Annotated in this window: 16 protein-coding genes; 6 read left to right on the forward strand and 10 right to left on the reverse strand. The window is 73.9% G+C overall.

Features of this window, described 5'->3' with window-relative positions; genetic code table 11:
- Positions 1 to 84: 84 nt before the first annotated feature.
- The 4 genes from OM98_RS12175 to gatC form a co-directional block, all read right to left on the reverse strand.
- On the reverse strand, positions 85 to 1,779 hold the full coding sequence (locus tag OM98_RS12175; RefSeq protein ID WP_010534908.1) for an alanine/glycine:cation symporter family protein: 1,695 nt from the start codon (positions 1,777 to 1,779) through the stop codon (positions 85 to 87).
- Between the two features lie 413 nt (positions 1,780 to 2,192).
- The gene (gene gatB, locus OM98_RS12180) at positions 2,193 to 3,701 is read right to left on the reverse strand and encodes an Asp-tRNA(Asn)/Glu-tRNA(Gln) amidotransferase subunit GatB (protein WP_010534909.1); all 1,509 of its coding nucleotides are present in this window, start codon (positions 3,699 to 3,701) and stop codon (positions 2,193 to 2,195) included.
- Complete coding sequence (gene gatA, locus OM98_RS12185; RefSeq protein ID WP_010534910.1) at positions 3,698 to 5,203, reverse strand: Asp-tRNA(Asn)/Glu-tRNA(Gln) amidotransferase subunit GatA; 1,506 nt, start codon at positions 5,201 to 5,203, stop codon at positions 3,698 to 3,700. The genes gatB and gatA overlap by 4 nt, the downstream gene beginning before the upstream one ends.
- 4 nt (positions 5,204 to 5,207) lie before the next feature.
- On the reverse strand, positions 5,208 to 5,504 hold the full coding sequence (gatC, locus tag OM98_RS12190) for an Asp-tRNA(Asn)/Glu-tRNA(Gln) amidotransferase subunit GatC (protein WP_010534911.1): 297 nt from the start codon (positions 5,502 to 5,504) through the stop codon (positions 5,208 to 5,210).
- 113 nt (positions 5,505 to 5,617) lie between these two features.
- Here gatC and OM98_RS12195 point away from each other — a divergent pair, with 113 nt between their 5' ends.
- A complete protein-coding gene (locus OM98_RS12195) occupies positions 5,618 to 6,559 on the forward strand; it encodes an SDR family NAD(P)-dependent oxidoreductase (protein WP_010534912.1) in 942 nt (313 codons plus the stop codon).
- Positions 6,560 to 6,579: 20 nt separating this feature from the next.
- On the opposite strand, the gene OM98_RS12200 is transcribed toward OM98_RS12195, so the two are convergent.
- Positions 6,580 to 7,416, reverse strand: coding sequence for a GNAT family N-acetyltransferase (locus tag OM98_RS12200; protein WP_010534913.1), 837 nt, complete (start codon positions 7,414 to 7,416; stop codon positions 6,580 to 6,582).
- Positions 7,417 to 7,517: 101 nt separating this feature from the next.
- Between OM98_RS12200 and OM98_RS12205 the strand changes: the two genes are divergently transcribed.
- From OM98_RS12205 to OM98_RS12220, 5 genes are all read left to right on the forward strand, one after another.
- Complete coding sequence (locus OM98_RS12205) at positions 7,518 to 7,751, forward strand: hypothetical protein (RefSeq protein WP_010534914.1); 234 nt, start codon at positions 7,518 to 7,520, stop codon at positions 7,749 to 7,751.
- Between the two features lie 114 nt (positions 7,752 to 7,865).
- Positions 7,866 to 10,133, forward strand: a complete 2,268-nt coding sequence (locus OM98_RS12210; protein WP_010534915.1) for a RecQ family ATP-dependent DNA helicase — start codon at positions 7,866 to 7,868, stop codon at positions 10,131 to 10,133.
- A gap of 29 nt (positions 10,134 to 10,162) precedes the next feature.
- Positions 10,163 to 10,336 carry a hypothetical protein gene (locus OM98_RS15930; RefSeq protein ID WP_175285982.1) on the forward strand — a complete coding sequence of 58 codons (174 nt, stop codon included), beginning with the start codon at positions 10,163 to 10,165 and terminating at the stop codon, positions 10,334 to 10,336.
- Entirely contained in the window at positions 10,309 to 10,512 is a 204-nt protein-coding gene (locus OM98_RS14875) for a hypothetical protein (RefSeq protein WP_010534916.1), read from the forward strand. The genes OM98_RS15930 and OM98_RS14875 overlap by 28 nt, the downstream gene beginning before the upstream one ends.
- A gap of 7 nt (positions 10,513 to 10,519) precedes the next feature.
- Complete coding sequence (locus tag OM98_RS12220) at positions 10,520 to 10,756, forward strand: hypothetical protein (RefSeq protein WP_010534917.1); 237 nt, start codon at positions 10,520 to 10,522, stop codon at positions 10,754 to 10,756.
- 27 nt (positions 10,757 to 10,783) lie between these two features.
- Here OM98_RS12220 and OM98_RS12225 read toward each other — a convergent pair whose 3' ends face one another.
- From OM98_RS12225 to mnmA, 5 genes are all read right to left on the reverse strand, one after another.
- Positions 10,784 to 11,728 (reverse strand): dihydrodipicolinate synthase family protein, encoded by a 945-nt coding sequence (locus OM98_RS12225; RefSeq protein WP_010534918.1) that lies wholly within the window; start codon positions 11,726 to 11,728, stop codon positions 10,784 to 10,786.
- The gene (gene ligA / locus OM98_RS12230) at positions 11,721 to 14,183 is read right to left on the reverse strand and encodes an NAD-dependent DNA ligase LigA (protein ID WP_010534919.1); all 2,463 of its coding nucleotides are present in this window, start codon (positions 14,181 to 14,183) and stop codon (positions 11,721 to 11,723) included. The genes OM98_RS12225 and ligA overlap by 8 nt, the downstream gene beginning before the upstream one ends.
- A gap of 244 nt (positions 14,184 to 14,427) precedes the next feature.
- Entirely contained in the window at positions 14,428 to 15,117 is a 690-nt protein-coding gene (locus OM98_RS12235) for an aspartate/glutamate racemase family protein (protein WP_010534920.1), read from the reverse strand.
- Between the two features lie 30 nt (positions 15,118 to 15,147).
- Positions 15,148 to 16,218, reverse strand: coding sequence for a hypothetical protein (locus tag OM98_RS12240; RefSeq protein WP_010534921.1), 1,071 nt, complete (start codon positions 16,216 to 16,218; stop codon positions 15,148 to 15,150).
- Positions 16,215 to 17,291 carry a tRNA 2-thiouridine(34) synthase MnmA gene (mnmA, locus tag OM98_RS12245; protein ID WP_010534922.1) on the reverse strand — a complete coding sequence of 359 codons (1,077 nt, stop codon included), beginning with the start codon at positions 17,289 to 17,291 and terminating at the stop codon, positions 16,215 to 16,217. Before mnmA ends, OM98_RS12240 begins: the two co-directional genes overlap by 4 nt.
- Between the last annotated feature and the right edge of the window lie 97 nt (positions 17,292 to 17,388).

Consider the following 17,388-nt stretch of genomic DNA (forward strand, 5'->3'; position numbering starts at 1 on the left):
CGAACCCGCTCCCCCGCGGCACCTGCCTACGCCTGCGCAGGGTCCTGTCGCTGGGGAGCGGGTTCGTGTCCGGGCTCAGCGCGATCAGCTGCGGGAGCTGCCCGCCGGCTCCGTGTCGGGGTCGGGGTCCTGCTTCCAGAAGGGGTTCTCGGGGGCGCCCATCGGGGAGGCGAGGGCGTCGTCGTGGTGGGCGGCACGCACCGGGAAGTCCGGGTCCTCGCTGAGCTTCTTGTGCAGCGCCTTCAGGCGCATCTCCTCGGTGCGGGTCATCTCGGCGGCCGCGGCCACCTGCTCCTCGGTGGGGTCGTGGCTGCCCATGCCCACGGCGAGGTCGCCCTCCACCGCGGTGAGCGCCCCGGTGTCCACGCGGCGCTTGTGGCGCAGGATCTCCAGGCGCAGCACGCGGGCCAGGAAGTAGATGCCCAGCAGGTTCGGCACCGCCATCAGGAAGAACATCGAGTCGGAGAAGGCGACCACGGCGTCCAGGGACATCGCGGAGCCGATCACGATGGCCAGCACCCAGATCACGCGGAAGGTGATGCGCACGCCGCGGCGGTTTCCGAACAGGTAGGTCGCCGAGAGCTCGCAGTAGTACTGGTAGGCCAGCAGGGTGGAGAAGCCGAACAGGATCACGACCACCAGCAGCAGGTAGGGGAACCAGGAGCTGACGGTCGCGAAGGCGGAGGCGGTCAGGGCGACGCCCTCGGCGTCGGCCCCGGCGCCCTCGTAGACGCCGGTGATGGTGATGGCGATGGCGGTCAGCGAGCAGACCACCACGGAGTCGATCAGCGGCTCCCACATGGCGGTGAAGCCCTCGGTGGCGGGCTCCTTGGTCTTGGAGGCCGAGTGGGACATGCCGGCGGTGCCGATGCCGCCGCCGTTGGAGAACAGGGCGCGCTGGATGCCGACGATGGCCACGCCGATCACGCCGCCTGCCACACCGGAGGGGGTGATGGCGCCGGAGATGATCGCGGAGATCGCGGCGGGCAGCTGCTGGATGTTCACCAGGATGATCGCGAGTGCCGAGAGCACGTACAGCACGGCCATGGCGGGGGTGATCTTGGAGGTCCAGCGGGCGATGGAGGTGACGCCGCCGAGGACGACGACGGCGGTGAGCACGGCCAGGGCCACGCCGACCACCCAGCCGTTCTGGGCGAGGAAGCTGCCCTCGCCGGAGAAGTCGCCGACGATGGCGGCGACCTGGTTGGCCTGGAAGACGTTGCCGGCGCCGAACACGCCGATCAGGGCGAAGATCGCGTACAGCACGCCGAGCACGGCGCCGGTGCGCTTCCAGCCGATCTGGGCGAGGCCGTCGCGCAGGTAGTACATGGGGCCGCCGTGGGTGGTGCCGTCCTCGTCGACCTTGCGGTACATGACGCCGAGGGTCGCCTCGGACATCTTCAGGCTCATCGCCAGCAGACCGAACACGGCGATCCAGACGGCGGCGCCGGGGCCGCCGATGCTGATCGCGACCGCCACGCCGGCGATGTTGCCGAGGCCCACGGTGCCGGAGAGCTCGGTGGCCAGCGCCTGGAAGCTGGAGACCTGCCCGGGGTCGGTCTTGGAGGAGTACTTGCCGCGGATCACCTGGAAGGAGTGCTTGATGCCGGTGATCGGCTGGAAGCGCAGCCAGACGGTGAGGAAGACGGCGGCGGCCATCAGCCACAGCACGATGACCGGGACCCCTCCGAAGATCGGGATCTCGAAGAAGACCACGGCGCTGAGCCGTGAGGCCAGCGGGCCGAGGATGCTCTCGATGGCGGCGTCGATTCCGTTCACGGGCGGGCGCTCCTGGGTCGGGGACGGGAGGGCCGGCCGGTCCGACGGGGAGGCGAGGGGCGCTCTCCGCCGTCGATCCCCCGGGGCACGAAAAATCCCGGGGGCGGCCGGGCCCCACCACCGTACGGAGACCGCTCAGGTCACGAGCCGGTCACGCCGCAGGCCACTGACCTGCGACGTCACTGGTCAGCGGGGAGGTTCCGCGGATCCGGCGCGCATCGCCGCGCCGAATCCGCGGCGGCCATCTTCACAGGTCATTCACATTTGACGTGACCTCGTTCACTTCTTGGTGGCGTGCCTCCATGACCAGCATTGATGCGCTCGAGGTCGGGTCCGGACATGCAGGACGCCCCGACCCGGCGGGGTCGGGGCGTCCAGGGTGACGCGGGAGCGAGGGGTCCGCCCTCGGCTGCTCAGCCGTCGACGCCGAGCCGCTCCATGATCAGCTCGCGCGCGCGGCCGGCGTCGGCCTGGCCGCGGGTGGCCTTCATGATCGGGCCGATCAGCGCGCCGATGGCCTGCACCTTGCCGCCGCGGATCTTCTCGACCACGTCGGGGTTGTCGGCGATGGCCTGGTCGACGGCGCCGGTGAGCACCGAGTCGTCCGAGACCACGGCCAGGCCCTCGGCCTCGACGATCGCGGCCGGGTCGCCCTCGCCCGCCAGCACCTTGCCGAGCACCTGGCGGGCGATCTTGTCGTTGATCTTCTTCGCGTCGATGAGGCCCTGCAGCTCCGCGACCTGGGCGGGGGTGACCGCCAGGGCGTCCAGCTCCACCTCCTGCTCGCGGGCGGTGCGGGCCAGCTCGCCCATCCACCACTTGCGGGCGGCCTGGGCGGAGGCGCCGGCCACGACGGTCTGCTCGATGGGATCCAGCGCGCCGGCGTTGATGACGTCGCGCATCTCCAGCTCGGAGAAGCCCCACTCCCCCAGCAGCCGGCGCCGACGGGCGGCGGGCAGCTCGGGCAGGCCGGCGCGGATCTCCTCGACCCACTCGCGGCTCGGCGCCACGGGCACCAGGTCGGGCTCGGGGAAGTAGCGGTAGTCCTCCGCGTCGGACTTCACGCGGCCCGAGGAGGTCGAGCCGGTGTCCTCGTGGAAGTGCCGGGTCTCCTGGATGATCGTGCCGCCCTCGTCGAGGATCCCGGCCTGGCGGGAGATCTCGTAGTGCACGGTGCGGTCGATCGAGCGGAAGGAGTTGACGTTCTTGGTCTCCGTGCGGGTGCCCAGCGGCGAGTCCGCGGTGGGGCGCAGGGAGACGTTGACGTCGGCGCGGACGTTCCCGCGCTCCATCCGCGCCTCGGAGACGTCCAGGGTGCGGAAGATGTCGCGCAGGGTCCGCACGTAGGCCGCGGCGACCTCGGGGGCCCGCGCGCCGGTGCCCTCGATGGGGCGGGTGACGATCTCGACCAGCGGCACGCCGGCGCGGTTGTAGTCCACCTGCGAGTGGGTGGCGCCCTGGATACGCCCGGTGGCGCCGCCGACGTGGGTGTTCTTGCCGGCGTCCTCCTCCATGTGGGCGCGCTCGATCTCGACGCGCACGACCTCGCCGTCCTCGAGCTCCACGTCCACCCAGCCGTCGAAGGCGATCGGCTCGTCGTACTGGGAGGTCTGGAAGTTCTTCGTGAGGTCCGGGTAGAAGTACTGCTTGCGGGCGAAGCGGCAGGACTCGGCGATGGAGCAGTTCAGCGCCAGGCCGATCCGGATCGCGTACTCCACGGCCTTCTCGTTGACCACCGGCAGGGTGCCGGGCAGACCGAGGGAGACCGGGGTGATGGCCGTGTTCGGCTCGGCGGCGAAGATGTTGGGCGCGCCGTCGAACATCTTGGTGGCGGTGCCGAGCTCCACGTGGACCTCGATGCCGAGCACCGGGTCGTAGCGCTCCACGGCCTCGTCGTAGTCGATCAGGGTGTCGGTGCTCATCGGCTCTCTCCCGTCAGCTCGGGGGCCTTCGCCAGTAGGGGGCCACCCCAGGTGTCCTCGAGCAGCGCCTCCAGGGCGCCGCCCACGCGGTACAGCCGCTCGTCCCCGCGGGCGGGGGCGAGGAACTGGATGCCGGCCGGCAGGCCGTCCTCCGCCAGGCCCGAGGGAAGGGAGATCCCGGGCAACCCGGCCAGGTTCGCGGGGATGGTGGCGATGTCGTTGGCGTACATCGCCAGCGGGTCGTCGACCTTCTCGCCGAGGCGGAAGGCCACGGTCGGGGAGGTCGGGGAGGCCAGCACGTCGGCCTGCTCGAAGGCGGCGGCGAAGTCCTGCTGCACCAGGGTGCGGACCTTCTGGGCGCTGCCGTAGTAGGCGTCGTAGTAGCCGGCGGAGAGGGCGTAGGTGCCCAGCAGGATGCGCCGCTTGACCTCGGCGCCGAAGCCGGCGCCGCGGGTGGCCTTCATGACGGCCTCGGCGGTGGGGCTCTCCTCCGGCACGACGCGCAGGCCGAAGCGCATGCCGTCGAACTTGGCGAGGTTGCTGGAGGCCTCCGAGGGCATGATCAGGTAGTAGGCGCCCAGCGCGTAGGCGAAGTTCGGGCAGGAGACCCGGACGATCTCGGCGCCGGCCTGCTCCAGCAGGGACAGGGACTCGGTGAAGCGCGCGGTGACCTCGGGGGCGAAGGCCTCGCCCTCGAGCTGCTCGATGACGCCGATGCGCAGGCCCTTGACGTCCTTCCGGCCGGCCGCGGCGGCGTAGGCGGCCACCGGGTCGGTCAGGGAGGTGGAGTCGCGCGGGTCGTGCCCACCGATCAGCTCGTGCAGCAGGGCGGCGTCCTCGACGCTGCGGGTGACGGGCCCTGCCTGGTCCAGGGAGCTGGCCATCGCGATCAGGCCGTAGCGGGAGACGGAGCCGTAGGTGGGCTTCACCCCGACGGTGCCGGTCACGGAGGCGGGCTGGCGGATGGAGCCGCCGGTGTCGGTGCCGATGGCCAGCGGGGCCTCGAAGGCGCCCACGGCCGCGGCGCTGCCGCCGCCGGAGCCGCCGGGGATGCGGTCGCGGTCCCAGGGGTTGCGGGTGGGGCCGAAGGCGCTGGACTCGGTGGAGGAGCCCATCGCGAACTCGTCCATGTTGGTCTTGCCGAGGATCGGCAGGCCGGCCGCACGCAGCTTCGTGACCAGGGTGGCGTCGTACGGCGGGATCCAGCCCTCGAGGATTGTGGAGGCGGCCGTGGTGGGCATGCCCTCGGTGACCACGACGTCCTTGACGGCGATGGGCACGCCGGCCAGGGGGTGCAGCTCCTCGCCGGCGGCGCGACGGGCGTCGACGTCGGCGGCGGTGGCCAGGGCCTCGTCCCGGGAGACGTGCAGGAAGGCGTTGAGGTCGCCGTCGACGGCGTCGATGCGGTCCAGGTGGGCGGCGGTCAGCTCGGCGGAGGTGATCTCCCCGGCCCGCAGGGCCGCGGCCTGGGCGGCCGCGGAGGCGGTGATGTCGATGCTCATGGGATCACTCCTCCCCCAGGATCTGCGGGACCCCGAAGCGGCCGTCCTCGGGGTGCGGGGCGGCGGCGAGCGCCTGCTCCTGCGTGAGGGTGTCGGTGACCGTGTCCTCCCGGAACACGTTGGTCATGGGGATGGGGTGGCTGGTGGCGGGCACGTCCGCGGTGGCGACCTCGGAGACGGAGGCGACAGCGTCCATGATGGCGTCGAACTCGCCGGAGAGGCGATCGACCTCCTCATCGGTCAGCTGGATCCGTGCGAGGTCGGCGAGGCGTGCGACGTCGTCTCGTCCGATCGAAGGCATGGCCCCATCCTAGGCGGGGTCGCGGCGGAGCCTGGACGTCGCCACGGTGCCGCGGCTCACGATGGGCGGCGTAGCGTGGGCCGCCCGACCGGACCCGCGACCAGGAGGCCGCCATGCCCACCGTGCTCATCACCGGAGGCCACTCGGGGATCGGCCGCGTCGCCGTCGAGGAGCTGGCCGCGCGCGGCGCGGACCTCGTGCTGCTGGGACGCAGCCCCGAGCGGATGCGGACGGTCGCCGAGGAGCTGCGGTCGCGCCACGACGTGGACGTCACCCGGATCGAGGTGGACCTGTCCTCCCTGGCCTCGACGCGGAAGGCCGCGGGGCGGGTCCTGGCGATGGTCGAGGACGGCACGCTGGCGCCCCTGGACGCCCTGCTGGCCAACGCGGGCGGGCGCCACGACGGGCCGCTGACCTACGGCCCCGAGGGCTTCGAGACCACTTTCACCACGAATGTGCTGGCCAACCACCTGCTGGTCTCGCTGCTGCTGCCGGTGATGGCGCCGCGCGGCCGGATCGTGCTGACCGCCAGCGGCACCCATGACCGGGACTCCACCGACGGGCGGATGGTGGGCCGCACGGTCGAGCCCGCCGCGGCCCCGCTCGCCCGGGCCGGCCGGGACGGGCACCCGTCCCTCGGCGCCGGGGTGCGCTACGCGAGCTCGAAACTGTGCCTGGTGATGGACTCCTACGAGCGGGACCGGCGGCTGCGCGCGCAGGGCAGCTCGGTGGAGGTGATCGCCTACGACCCGGGCCTGGTGCCGGGCACGGGCTTCGTGCGGGACCTGCCGCGGCCGGTGCAGGCCATCGCGGGCTCGCCGATCACCACCGGCCTGTCACGGCGGCTGGGCGGGGTGGTCTCCGACGTCGACTTCTCGGGGGTCTCGCTGGCACGACTGGCGGTCGATCCGGATTTCGTGGGATACGCGGGGGCGTACGTGCAGGCGAACGTCGGGACGCTGACGGCGACGCGCTCGGCGCGGATCAGCTATGACCGGGAGCGGGCGCGGCGGCTCCGGGAGGACATGGAGGGACTGATCGCGTCCTCACCCTGAGGACCCGGAGGCGGCAGGGGTCAGGCGCCCACGCGGTAGTGGCAGCCGCCGAGGCGGGTGAATCCGGCGCGGCGGTAGAGGGCGCGGGCGGCGGCGTTGTCGCTCTCGACCTCGAGCAGCGCGGCGCGGGCGTCCTGCTGGTGGGCGGCGCCGAGCAGGGCGTCCAGCACGGTGCGGCCGTGGCCCTGGCGGCGGTGGTCCGGGTCAACGGCGAGGGCGTCGACCACGGTGACCAGGGTCTTGCGGACGGGCACCAGGGCGGCGCGGCCGACGGCGACGACGTCCTCCGGGCGGGCGCCGTCGGTGCCGGGCCGCGGCAGGGTGGCGTAGATCGCGGGGGTGCCGGCCATGATGTCGTGCAGGGTCGTCCGCGCCTCCTCGCCGGCGCGCGGGGCGAGGCGCCAGTGGGCCTCGGACCAGTCCGCGGGCGGCAGGCCGACCTCGAACCGCACGGCGGCGTCCCCGCGGGGCGGGGAGGCGAGGTCGCGGCCGAGGATCTCGCAGGGCGCCTCGGTGACCAGGCCGCGCGCGTCCAGAGCCTGATCGAGGGCGGTGTGGGCGGGCGGCAGGCCCGGCAGCTCGAAGATCCGCCACAGGGCGCGGCCGTCGGCGGCGGTGAGGGCGTGGACCCGGTCGATCAGGGCGTCCAGGTCCTCGGGGTCGCTCGGCGGGTCCAGGGGCACGGCGCTGTGGGCGCGCCGGGTGACGCCGCGGGAGCGCAGCAGCGCCACCCCGTCCACGTCGATCCGGGCCGGTGCCCTCCAGGCTCCGAGCAGCGTCTCCACCAGGGCGGTTCCCTCGGGGAGCGCGGAGCGGGCGGGGGCGGAGCGGCGGGAGCGGGAGGAGCGGGCGGCCATGCCCCGATCGTAGGCGCGTCCGACCGGGGACGGGCGCGCCGGGTCGGACTAGAATGGCCGGCCACCGAGCACGACGCCGCGCCACAGAGAAGGTGATCCCCATGTCCGTGGATCCTCACATCGATTACGGCTCCCACGACCCGCACGACCGGGAGACCCCCTCCGACAACCCGGCGATCCGGGAGGCCCAGGAGCTGGAGGAGCGGATGCGTCGGGCGCTGGCCACCAAGGACGACCCGATGCGCGACGACGAGTCGACGGTGGAGCGGCTGCGTCGCCAGGCCGCCGAGGCCGAGGAGGCCGAGCGCAACCGCGAGGAGACCTTCGACATCTGAGGGCTGCCCCGGCGTCTGTGACGGCGCCGGCCCTCCCCAGGCGTCCTCGGCCGTGGTGGTCCCCCACCCGGTTCGCTCCGCCCGTCTGTCGGGGCGGCTTGCGAGACTGGCCCCATGACCTCGCAGCCCCGCCCCGCCGATGCCGCCGCCCCCGACGACGGGCGCGATGATCCGCTGTACGCCGAGGCGCGGGAGATCCTGCAGCAGCTCACCGGGAACCCCGCGGCCGACTTCCACCCCGGCCAGTTCGAGGCGATCGCCGCACTGGTGCGGGAGCAGCGTCGGGTGCTGGTGGTGCAGCGCACCGGCTGGGGCAAGTCCGCCGTGTACTTCCTGGCGGCACTGCTGCAGCGACGCCGCGGCGCCGGTCCCGCGCTGATCATCTCCCCGCTGATCGCACTGATGCGCGACCAGGTGGCCGCGGCCCGCCGCGCCGGGGTGCGCGCCGAGGCGATCAGCTCCGCCAACGCCCTGGACTGGTCCGACATCGAGCAGGCGCTCGCCGAGGACACGGTCGACGTGCTGCTGGTCTCCCCGGAGCGCCTGGTGAACCCGGGCTTCCGCGACGAGCAGCTGCCGCGGCTGATCGAACGCTGCGGCCTGCTGGTGATCGACGAGGCGCATTGCATCTCCGACTGGGGGCACGACTTCCGCCCCGACTACCGCCGGCTGCGGGACCTGGTGGCGCGGCTCGGCCCGCAGGTGCCGGTGCTCGCCACCACCGCGACCGCGAACTCGCGGGTGGTGGAGGACGTCGCCGCACAGCTCGACACCTCGACCGGGGAGGGCACCGGAGAGGGCGTGCTGACCCTGCGCGGGGAGCTCACCCGGGACTCGCTGCGGCTGGGCTCCCTGGACCTGCCGGACGACCGCGCCCGCCTGGAGTACCTGGCCGCCCACCTGGACGAGCTGCCCGGCTCCGGCATCATCTACACCCTCACCGTCTCCGCCGCGGAGGACCTCGCCGAGCTGCTGGACCGGCCCGACCGCCCGGTGAAGGCGTACACCGGCCGCACCGACGCCGAGGACCGCGCCGAGCTGGAGGCGGCCCTGCAGCACAACCGGGTGAAGGCCCTGGCGGCGACCAGCGCCCTGGGCATGGGCTTCGACAAGCCGGACCTGGGCTTCGTGATCCACCTGGGGGCGCCCTCGTCCCCCGTCGCCTATTACCAGCAGGTGGGCCGCGCGGGCCGCGCCACCGACAGCGCCGAGGTGCTGCTGCTGCCGGGCCGCGAGGACCGTGCGATCTGGGAGTACTTCGCGACCAGCTCGATGCCCTCGCAGGAGTCCGCCGACCAGATCCTCGCGGCGCTGTCCGGGGCGAGCGGTCCGCTGTCCACCACGGCGCTGGAGGCGCGGGTCGATGTGCGGCGCAGCTCGCTGGAGCTGCTGCTGAAGGTGCTCGCGGTGGACGGCGCGGTGGAGGCGATCAAGGGCGGCTGGGTCGCCACCGGCGCTCCTTGGCATTACGACGCCGAGCGCTACGGCCGGGTGGCCCGCGCCCGCCGCGAGGAGCAGGACGCGATGCTGGCCTACGAGCGCCTGGGAGAGCACGGCACCGGGCCCGACGTGGTCGCCGAGCGGCCCGAGCAGTGCCGGATGGTGTTCCTGGCCCGGCAGCTCGACGACCCCTCCGCGGTGCCCTGCGGCCGCTGCGACGTCTGCGCCGGCCCCTGGTACCCGGAGCCCGGCACGCCCGACCGGACCACGGCCGAGGCGGGCGGCCAGGACGAGGTGGCCCAGCTTCTGGACCGCGTCGGCGTGCCGGTCGCGCCCCGCAAGCGCTGGCCGCAGGGCCTGGACCGGTTGCGGGTCGGCGGCCCGGACGGCGCCCCGAAGGGAAACATCCCCCCGGCCGAGCAGGTCGAGGAGGGGCGGGTGCTGGCCCGCATCTCCGACCTGGGCTGGGCGCAGCCGCTGCGGGAGCTGCTGGCCCACGACGAGGAGGGCCACCGGATCGACACCGAGCTCTCCCCCGCGATCGCCGGCCGCGTGGTGGAGGTGCTGAGCGCCTGGGACTGGGCGCTGCGCCCCGCCGCGGTGGTCGCGGTGCCCAGCGCCACCCGCCCGCGCTTGGTGCGAGGCCTCGCCGAGGGCATCGCCCGGGTGGGACGGCTCGAAGACCTCGGCACCCTCACGCTGGACCCCGAGGCCGGGCCGCTCCGCAGCGGCGGCAACAGCGCCTTCCGCGTCGCCGCCCTCTGGGACCGCTTCAGCGTCGGACCCGAACTGCAGGAGCGGCTGGACGCCCTCCGCGGCGCCCCCGTACTGCTGGTGGACGACGAGATCGACTCCCGCTGGACGATGACGGTGGCGGGCCGGACGCTGCGCCGTGCCGGGGCGGGAGCCGTGCTGCCCTTCGCCCTGGCCCAGCTCGGCTGAGCACGCCGCCCCTCGGTAGGGTCTCCGCGATGGACACCCTCGCGATCCTGCGCCGTTTCGGCGACTGCGCGCCCCACCCGGCCTCCGACTGGACCGCGACGATCCCCCTGCCGGAGGAGATCGCCCGCTTCTACGCCGAGGTCGGGCCGCAGGCGAGTGGATCTCGAACAGATACGTGCGGGGCTACAGCGGGATCGAGCTGACCGGTCGCGGGAACGACATCCTGCTGTTCCCGCCGGCGCGGCTGTGGGAGCAGCAGGCCGGCCACCGCTGGACCGGCACCACCGGCGAGCCGATCGAGGACTGGCCCGCGGCGTGGATCGCGGTGATGAGCGAGGGCGTGGATGCGTACATCTACGACCATCCACGATGCGGATAGCCGGTCGATGTACTTCCAGCTGCCCGGTGTTCCGATCGAGCGGGCGGTGCCGATGGCCGGGTCGCTCTCGGACGTGCTCGGCTCGATCGCCCTGCTCTGCCTCCGCGTCGAGGAGGCCGGGGCCGACGCCCGCGACGAGACGTTCGCCCTCCGGCAGGAGCTGAAGGATCAGGTGCGGCAGGAGATGCGCGACCTCGCACCGGAGGCCGCGGACGACGTGATGCGGGTGCTGACCGAATTCTGAGCCGCACTCCCGCCGCCCGCGCGGCGCTCAGCTCCCCACGACCTCCAGGCCGAGCCCCTCCAGCACGGCTCGCAGCCGCTGCCGCGGCTCCTCCCCCAGGCCCTGCAGCGGCCGGGGCAGGCACGGGCCGCGGACGAGTCCGCGCTCCTCGGCGACGGCGGCGAGCACGCGCAGGCTGCCGCCGTGCTCCTCGAACAGGGTCCACAGCCCGGCCAGCTGCACGCCGGCGCGGCGCACGGCGAGCTCGTCGCCCGCGGCGGCGGCGCGGTGCAAGGGCACCACCACCTCGGGCAGCACCCCGGCCAGGGCGCTGTACCAGGCGTCGCAGCCGGCCAGGACACCGCGGGCCCCGACCGCGTCGCCCGAGACGCCGATCCCGACGTGGGCGGGGATCACGGCGCGCACCCCGTGGACTCGCACCCGGGCGGCCTCGGCCTCGGAGGGCACGGGCCGGATCTTCAGCGCGGCCACCCCGGGCAGCTCGGCGAGGCGCCCGTAGAGCTCGTGCGTCATGCGCACGTGGGTGGTGGCGGGGTTGTCGTAGACCACCAGCGGCACGGACAGCTCGGCGCACACGTCCCGGTACAGGCCCACGATCTCGTCGTCGGTGAGCATCTGGTACGTGACCGGCGCGAGCATCACTCCGGCGGCGCCCGCCGCCTGCGCGTCCTCGGCAAAGGCGCTCACATGCGCGGTGCGGGGCGCACCGATACCGGCGAGCACGGGCACGTCCCCGGCGGCCTGCACGGCGCTGTCCAGGGCGGTGCGGCGTTCGGCGCGGTCGAGGTAGGCGTAGGCGCCGGTGGAGCCGAGCACGCCGATGGAATCGGCCCCGGCCTCGACGGCGCGGGCGACCATGCCCTCCAGGGCGGCGGTGTCGATGCGCTCCTCGGAAAGCGGGGTGAGGGGGAAGGCGCTGAGGCCGCGCGCGATGGCGGGCAGGTCCCCGGGGACGGCGGGGGCCTCAGTCATCGGCGCCCTCGCTCGCGCCCTCGGTGGTCTCCGGGGTCTCCGCCTCGTCGTCCGCGGTGGGCAGCACAGCCTCGAGTCCGCCCTCGAGCAGGGCCACGAAGCCGGCCTCATCCAGGATCGGCACGCCGAGGTCACGGGCCTTCTCGGCCTTGGAGCCGGCGTTCTCGCCCTCGACGACCACATGGGTCTTCTTGGAGACGGAGCTGGAGGCCTTGCCCCCGCGGGAGATGATCGCCTCCTTGGCGCCGTCCCGGGTGAAGCCCTCCAGACCGCCGGTGACCACGACGGTCACGCCCTCGAGGGTGCGCACGAAGCCCTCCTCGACCTCGTCGGCGCGGCGCACGCCCGAGGCCAGCCAGGCGTCCACCAGCTCCCCGTGCCAGGGCTCGGCGAACCACTCCAGGACGCTCTCGGCGATGGTGGGGCCCACGCCGTCGGTCTCGGCCAGCTCCTCGAGGCTCGCGGCGCGGATCGCGTCCATCGAGCCGTAGGCGGTGGCCAGCGAGCGGGCGGCGGTGGGGCCGACGTGCCGGATGGACAGTGCGACCAGCACCCGCCACAGCGGCTGCTCCTTCGCCCGCTCCAGCTCGTCCAGCAGCAGCTCGGTGTTCTTCAGCGGGGCGGAGTCCCGCTGCTGCTTCCAGGCCTGCTCGCGCTTGTAGTGGCGGAAGGTGGGGCGGGACCAGAACACGCGGTGGACGCGCCAGTCGCCGATGGGGGCGCCGTCGCGGCGCTCGGGCTGCCAGACGGCCACCTCGCGCAGGTCCTCGGCGGTGAGGTCGAAGAGGTTGGCGCCGGTGGTGACGACGGGGGTCTGCAGGCCGGGCAGCAGTTCGTCGTCGGGATCGGTGATGCGCAGCAGCGGCACCCCGTCGGTGCCGTCCGTGACCTCGCCGTTCTTGACCACGGCGAAGGAGTCCCGCTCGACGTCCTCCAGGGAGTCGATGGGCAGGTGCACGGCGTGGCCGGCGCGCAGGGCGGCGAGGGCCTCGCCGCGGCGCTTGTCGGGGTCGGTGAGCGCGATGGCGCTCTCCTCGCCGAGGGATTCGATGTCGAAGGCGCCGCGGGAGGCGGCGTGCTCGATGCGGCCGGTGACCTGGCTGGGGCAGTCCTTGGTGTTGGGGCAGCGCCAGTCCTTGTCGCCCTCCTTGGCGGGGCCGATGGGGGTGCCGCAGGCGGGGCACTCGGTGGGCATCACGAAGGCGCGCTCGGTGCCGTCGCGCATCGCCTCGACGGGGCCGAGGATCTCGGGGATCACGTCGCCGGCCTTGCGGAGGATGACGGTGTCGCCGATGAGGACGCCCTTGCGCTCCACCTCGAACTGGTTGTGCAGGGTGGCCATCTCGACGGTGGAGCCGGCGACCTTCACGGGCTCCATCACGCCGAAGGGGGTCACGCGGCCGGTGCGGCCCACGTTGACCTGGATGTCGACCAGGGTGGTGGTGACCTCTTCCGGCGCGTACTTATAGGCGATCGCCCAGCGGGGGGCGCGGGAGGTGGAGCCGAGCGCGCGCTGCTGGGAGAAGCGGTCGATCTTGATGACGATGCCGTCGATCTCGTGCTCGACGTCGTGGCGGTGCTCGCCGTAGTGCTCGATGAACGCGCGCACCTCGGCGAGGGTCGCCACCACCGTCGCGTAGGGCGAGGTGGGCAGACCCCAGTCGGCCAGCTGGGCGTACACCTCGGACTGGGAGGCGGCGGTGACGCCGTCGTGCACGCCGATGCCGTGGACGAACACCTTCAGCGCGCGGGAGGCGGTGACGGCGGGGTCCTTCTGCCGCAGGGAGCCGGCGGCGGTGTTGCGGGGGTTGGCGAACTCGGCCAGGCCCGCCTCGCGGCGCTGCTCGTTGAGGGCCTCGAACTCGGCGGAGGGGTAGAACACCTCGCCGCGCACCTCGAGCACGGCGGGCGGGTTCTCCGTGTCCAGGCGCTCGGGGACGTTGGCGATGGTGCGGACGTTGGCGGTGACGTCCTCCCCCACCCGGCCGTCGCCGCGGGTGACGCCGCGGGCGAGGACGCCGTTCTCGTAGACCAGGTCGATGGCGAGGCCGTCGATCTTGAGCTCCACCAGGTACGGGGACTCGGAGGGCCCACCGAGGCCCTCGGCGGCGCGCAGCGCCCAGGCGTCGACCTCCTCCAGGGAGAAGGCGTTGTCCAGGCTCATCATGCGTTCGAGGTGCTCGACGGGCGCGAAACCGGCCTCGACCCGGCCGCCGACGGTGCGGGTGGGCGAGTCCTCCTTGGCCAGCTGGGGGTTCTCCGCCTCCAGCTCGCGCAGCTCCCGTTCGAGCCTGTCGTACTCGGCATCCGGCAGGGAGGGGGCGTCCTGGACGTAGTACTCCTCGCGGGCCTGCTCCAGCAGCGCGGTGAGCTCGGCGATGCGCTCCTGCGGGGCGCGCGCGTCCGTCGCGGCGGGGTCGGTGGAGGGCTCGTCGGGGCTGGTCTGTACGCTCACGGGACCATTCTCGCCCATGGTCCTGACCGAGGAACGACGGGGTCCGTCACCGCTACCCCGGGACCGTGGGTTCCGTCCGCTTCGCCCGTCGACCGGCGGCGGGACCGGGATACTCGTGCCGTACCCTCCGCCGACCGCGTTCCTGCGCGGCCTGATCCGCACCGAGGACGAGCTCGGCCTCACGGCCCTCGGTCCGCGGGTGACGATGGCGCGGCCGCTGGTATCCCCGCGCGGCGAAGACCGCTCAGCCCAGCGCCCGCTCCACGGCGTCCTCGATGTGGATGCGGGCGGTCGGGAACACCGGCACCGGGGAGTCCTCGGGGCCGATCAGCAGCTCGATCTCGGTGCAGCCCAGGATGATGCCCTGCGACCCCTGCTCCACCAGGCGGGCGATCACGGCGCGGTAGGCCTCGCGGGAGCGGTCCGCGACGACGCCGCGCACCAGCTCCTCGTAGATCACGCGGTGCACCTCGGCGCGGTCCTCGTCCCCCGGCACCAGCGCGGTGACGCCGCGCTCCGCGAGGCGCTCGCGGTAGAACGGCTGCTCCATCGTGAAGGAGGTGCCCAGCAGCCCCACCCGGTCCAGCCCCGCCCCCGTGAGGCGGGCGGCGGTCGCGTCCGCGAGGTGCAGCACGGGCACGGACACCGCGGCGGCGACCTGGTCGTACACCACGTGCATGGTGTTGGTGCAGATCAGCAGCAGCTCGGCGCCCGCCGCCTCGAGGGCCGCCGCCCGGGCGGCCAGCAGCTCCCCCGCCGCCTGCCAGCGGCCGGTCCGCTGCAGCTCCTCGACCTCGGCGAAGTCCACCGAGTCCAGCAGCACCCGCGCCGAGTGCACTCCGCCGAGACGCTCCCGCACCAGGGTGTTCGCCAGGCGGTAGTACTCCTGGCTGGACTCCCAGCTCATCCCGCCGAGCATCCCGATCATGCGCATGGCCTCCCCCTCGTGGCCCGCGGGCCGTCCTCAGTCGCGGATCCGCTCCGCCCAGGGCGGCGCCTGGCGCAGCACCGCGGTCAGTTCGGCCTCGGTGAGCAGCGCCGAGCCGACGGAACCCGAAACCGGGGCCGCCGCGGCCTGCAGGGTGAAGCCGGCCAGCTCAGCGCGGCCGTGGCCCAGGCGCCCCCAGCTCGCGGCCACGTGGTCCAGGGCGCGTCCCGGCCGGCCCGCGCGCAGCACCCAGGTGATCGCCTCCCCCGCCTCGCGCGCCGCGGCCAGGGTCTCCCAGGCGTCCCGGCCGCGCCCGGCCTCCAGGGCGGGCAGTCCGGCGGGGTCGACGGCCAGGGAACCGGCCCCGGCGGAGCGCGCGGCCCGCAGGAGGGGGGCCTCGGCCCCCGGGGCGAGGGTCACGGGCAGCTCCTCCTCGGCGAGGATCGCCAGCAGGGAGCGCCACAGCGGCGCGATCTCCTCGGCAGGGATCGCCGGGTAGCGGCGGTAGCCGGAGGGGGTGGGCAGGCGGCCGTGCAGCACGTCGGCGATGCCGTCCTCACGGATCAGCAGCTCGACGGCGGCGCCGGGCAGCTGGCGGCGCACCCGGGCGGTCTGGTCGATCAGGCCCTCGGCCAGCAGCACGGGCAGCTCCCGCAGGGCGCCGCGGTCGGCGACGGTGCGCTCCCCCGAACCGAGGAACGTCGCCCCGGCCAGGGTGAGCGGGCCCAGGGTGGTCAGCTGCACCGGGCCCTCGTAGCCCAGCCAGGCGATGCGGGCGGCATCGAGGATCTGCTCGCGGCGGTCCCGGGCGCGCCGCCAGGCCAGTCCGCTGCCGGTGCCCACGCGCCAGCCGTAGCTGGCCAGGTCGCCGGTGGTGCCGGCCAGCAGCACCAGGGAGGCGGGCAGCAGGTGGTCGGTCTCGTCGGTGCCGAGCGCCGCGGGCAGGGTGAGGCGGGCGGCGATCTGCTCCTCGAGGTCGTCGCCCAGCATCGAGCGCAGCCGCAGCAGCGCCTCCAGGGTGGCGTCGCTGCCGGCGGGCACGGAGGCCGGGGCGGGCGCCCGGAAGGTCCCGTCCCCGGTGACGGTCACCAGCACCTCGCGGCTCATGCGCGGCGGTCCAGGGTGGCGGAGGCGATGACGCGGTCCCCGTCGTACAGCACCAGGGTCTGCCCGGGGGCGACGCCGCGCACGGGGGCGGCCAGCCGCACCACGAGGCGCTCGTCGCTGCGCTCGACGATGCCGGGCAGCGCCTCGCCGTGGGCGCGGATCTGGGCACTGACCTCGCGCCCGGCCGGCACCTCCTCGAAGGCGACGACCTCGGTGGCCTCGAGCACCCGGGTGGAGAGCAGCTCGGCGGCGCCGACCACCACCTGCCGGGTCTCGGGCTGCACGTCCAGCACGTAGCGGGGGGCACCGTCGGCGGCGGGCTGCTGCAGGCCCAGGCCCTTGCGCTGGCCGATGGTGAAGCCGTGGGTGCCCTGATGGGTGCCGAGCACCGTGCCGTCGGTGTCGACCACCTCGCCGGGTGCCTCGCCCAGGTGACGGTCGAGGAAGCCCCGGGTGTCGCCGTCGGCCACGAAGCAGATGTCGTAGCTGTCGGGCTTGGTGGAGACGCCGAGACCGCGGGCGCGGGCCTCCTCGCGCACGGCGGCCTTGTCCTCCATGTCCCCCAGCGGGAACAGGGAGCGGGAGGTGGCCTCGGGGCCCATCACGGCCAGCACGTAGGACTGGTCCTTGGCGGCGTCGCGGGAGCGGTGCAACGAGGCGGCACCGCCGGGGCCCTCGGCGCGCACCCGGGCGTAGTGCCCGGTGCAGACGGCGTCGAAGCCCAGCAGGGTGGCGCGCTCCATCAGGGAGGCGAACTTGATGCGCTCGTTGCAGCGCACGCAGGGGTTGGGGGTGCGGCCGGCCGCGTACTCGGACAGGAAGTCCTCGACGACCAGGTCGTGGAAGTCCTCGGAGAGGTCCCAGACGTAATAGGGGATGCCGATGCGGTCGGCGGCGCGGCGGGCGTCGGAGGCGTCCTCCACGGTGCAGCAGCCGCGGGAGCCGCGGCGGGTCTGGTCGCGGCTGCGGGAGAGCGCCATGTGCACGCCGACCACCTCGTGGCCTGCCTCCGCGGCGCGGGCGGCGGCGACCGCCGAGTCCACGCCGCCGCTCATCGCGGCCAGCACCTTCATCCGCCCTGCTCCTTCCGGGAAACCTGCCTGGCAGTCTACGGATCGAGCCGCCGTCGAGGGGCGCGCGGCCGGGTGAGATGCCCCGCCCCGGTCCACC

Source organism: Brachybacterium squillarum M-6-3, from assembly GCF_000225825.1.
In the GTDB taxonomy this organism is placed as follows: Bacteria; Actinomycetota; Actinomycetes; order Actinomycetales; family Dermabacteraceae; genus Brachybacterium; species Brachybacterium squillarum.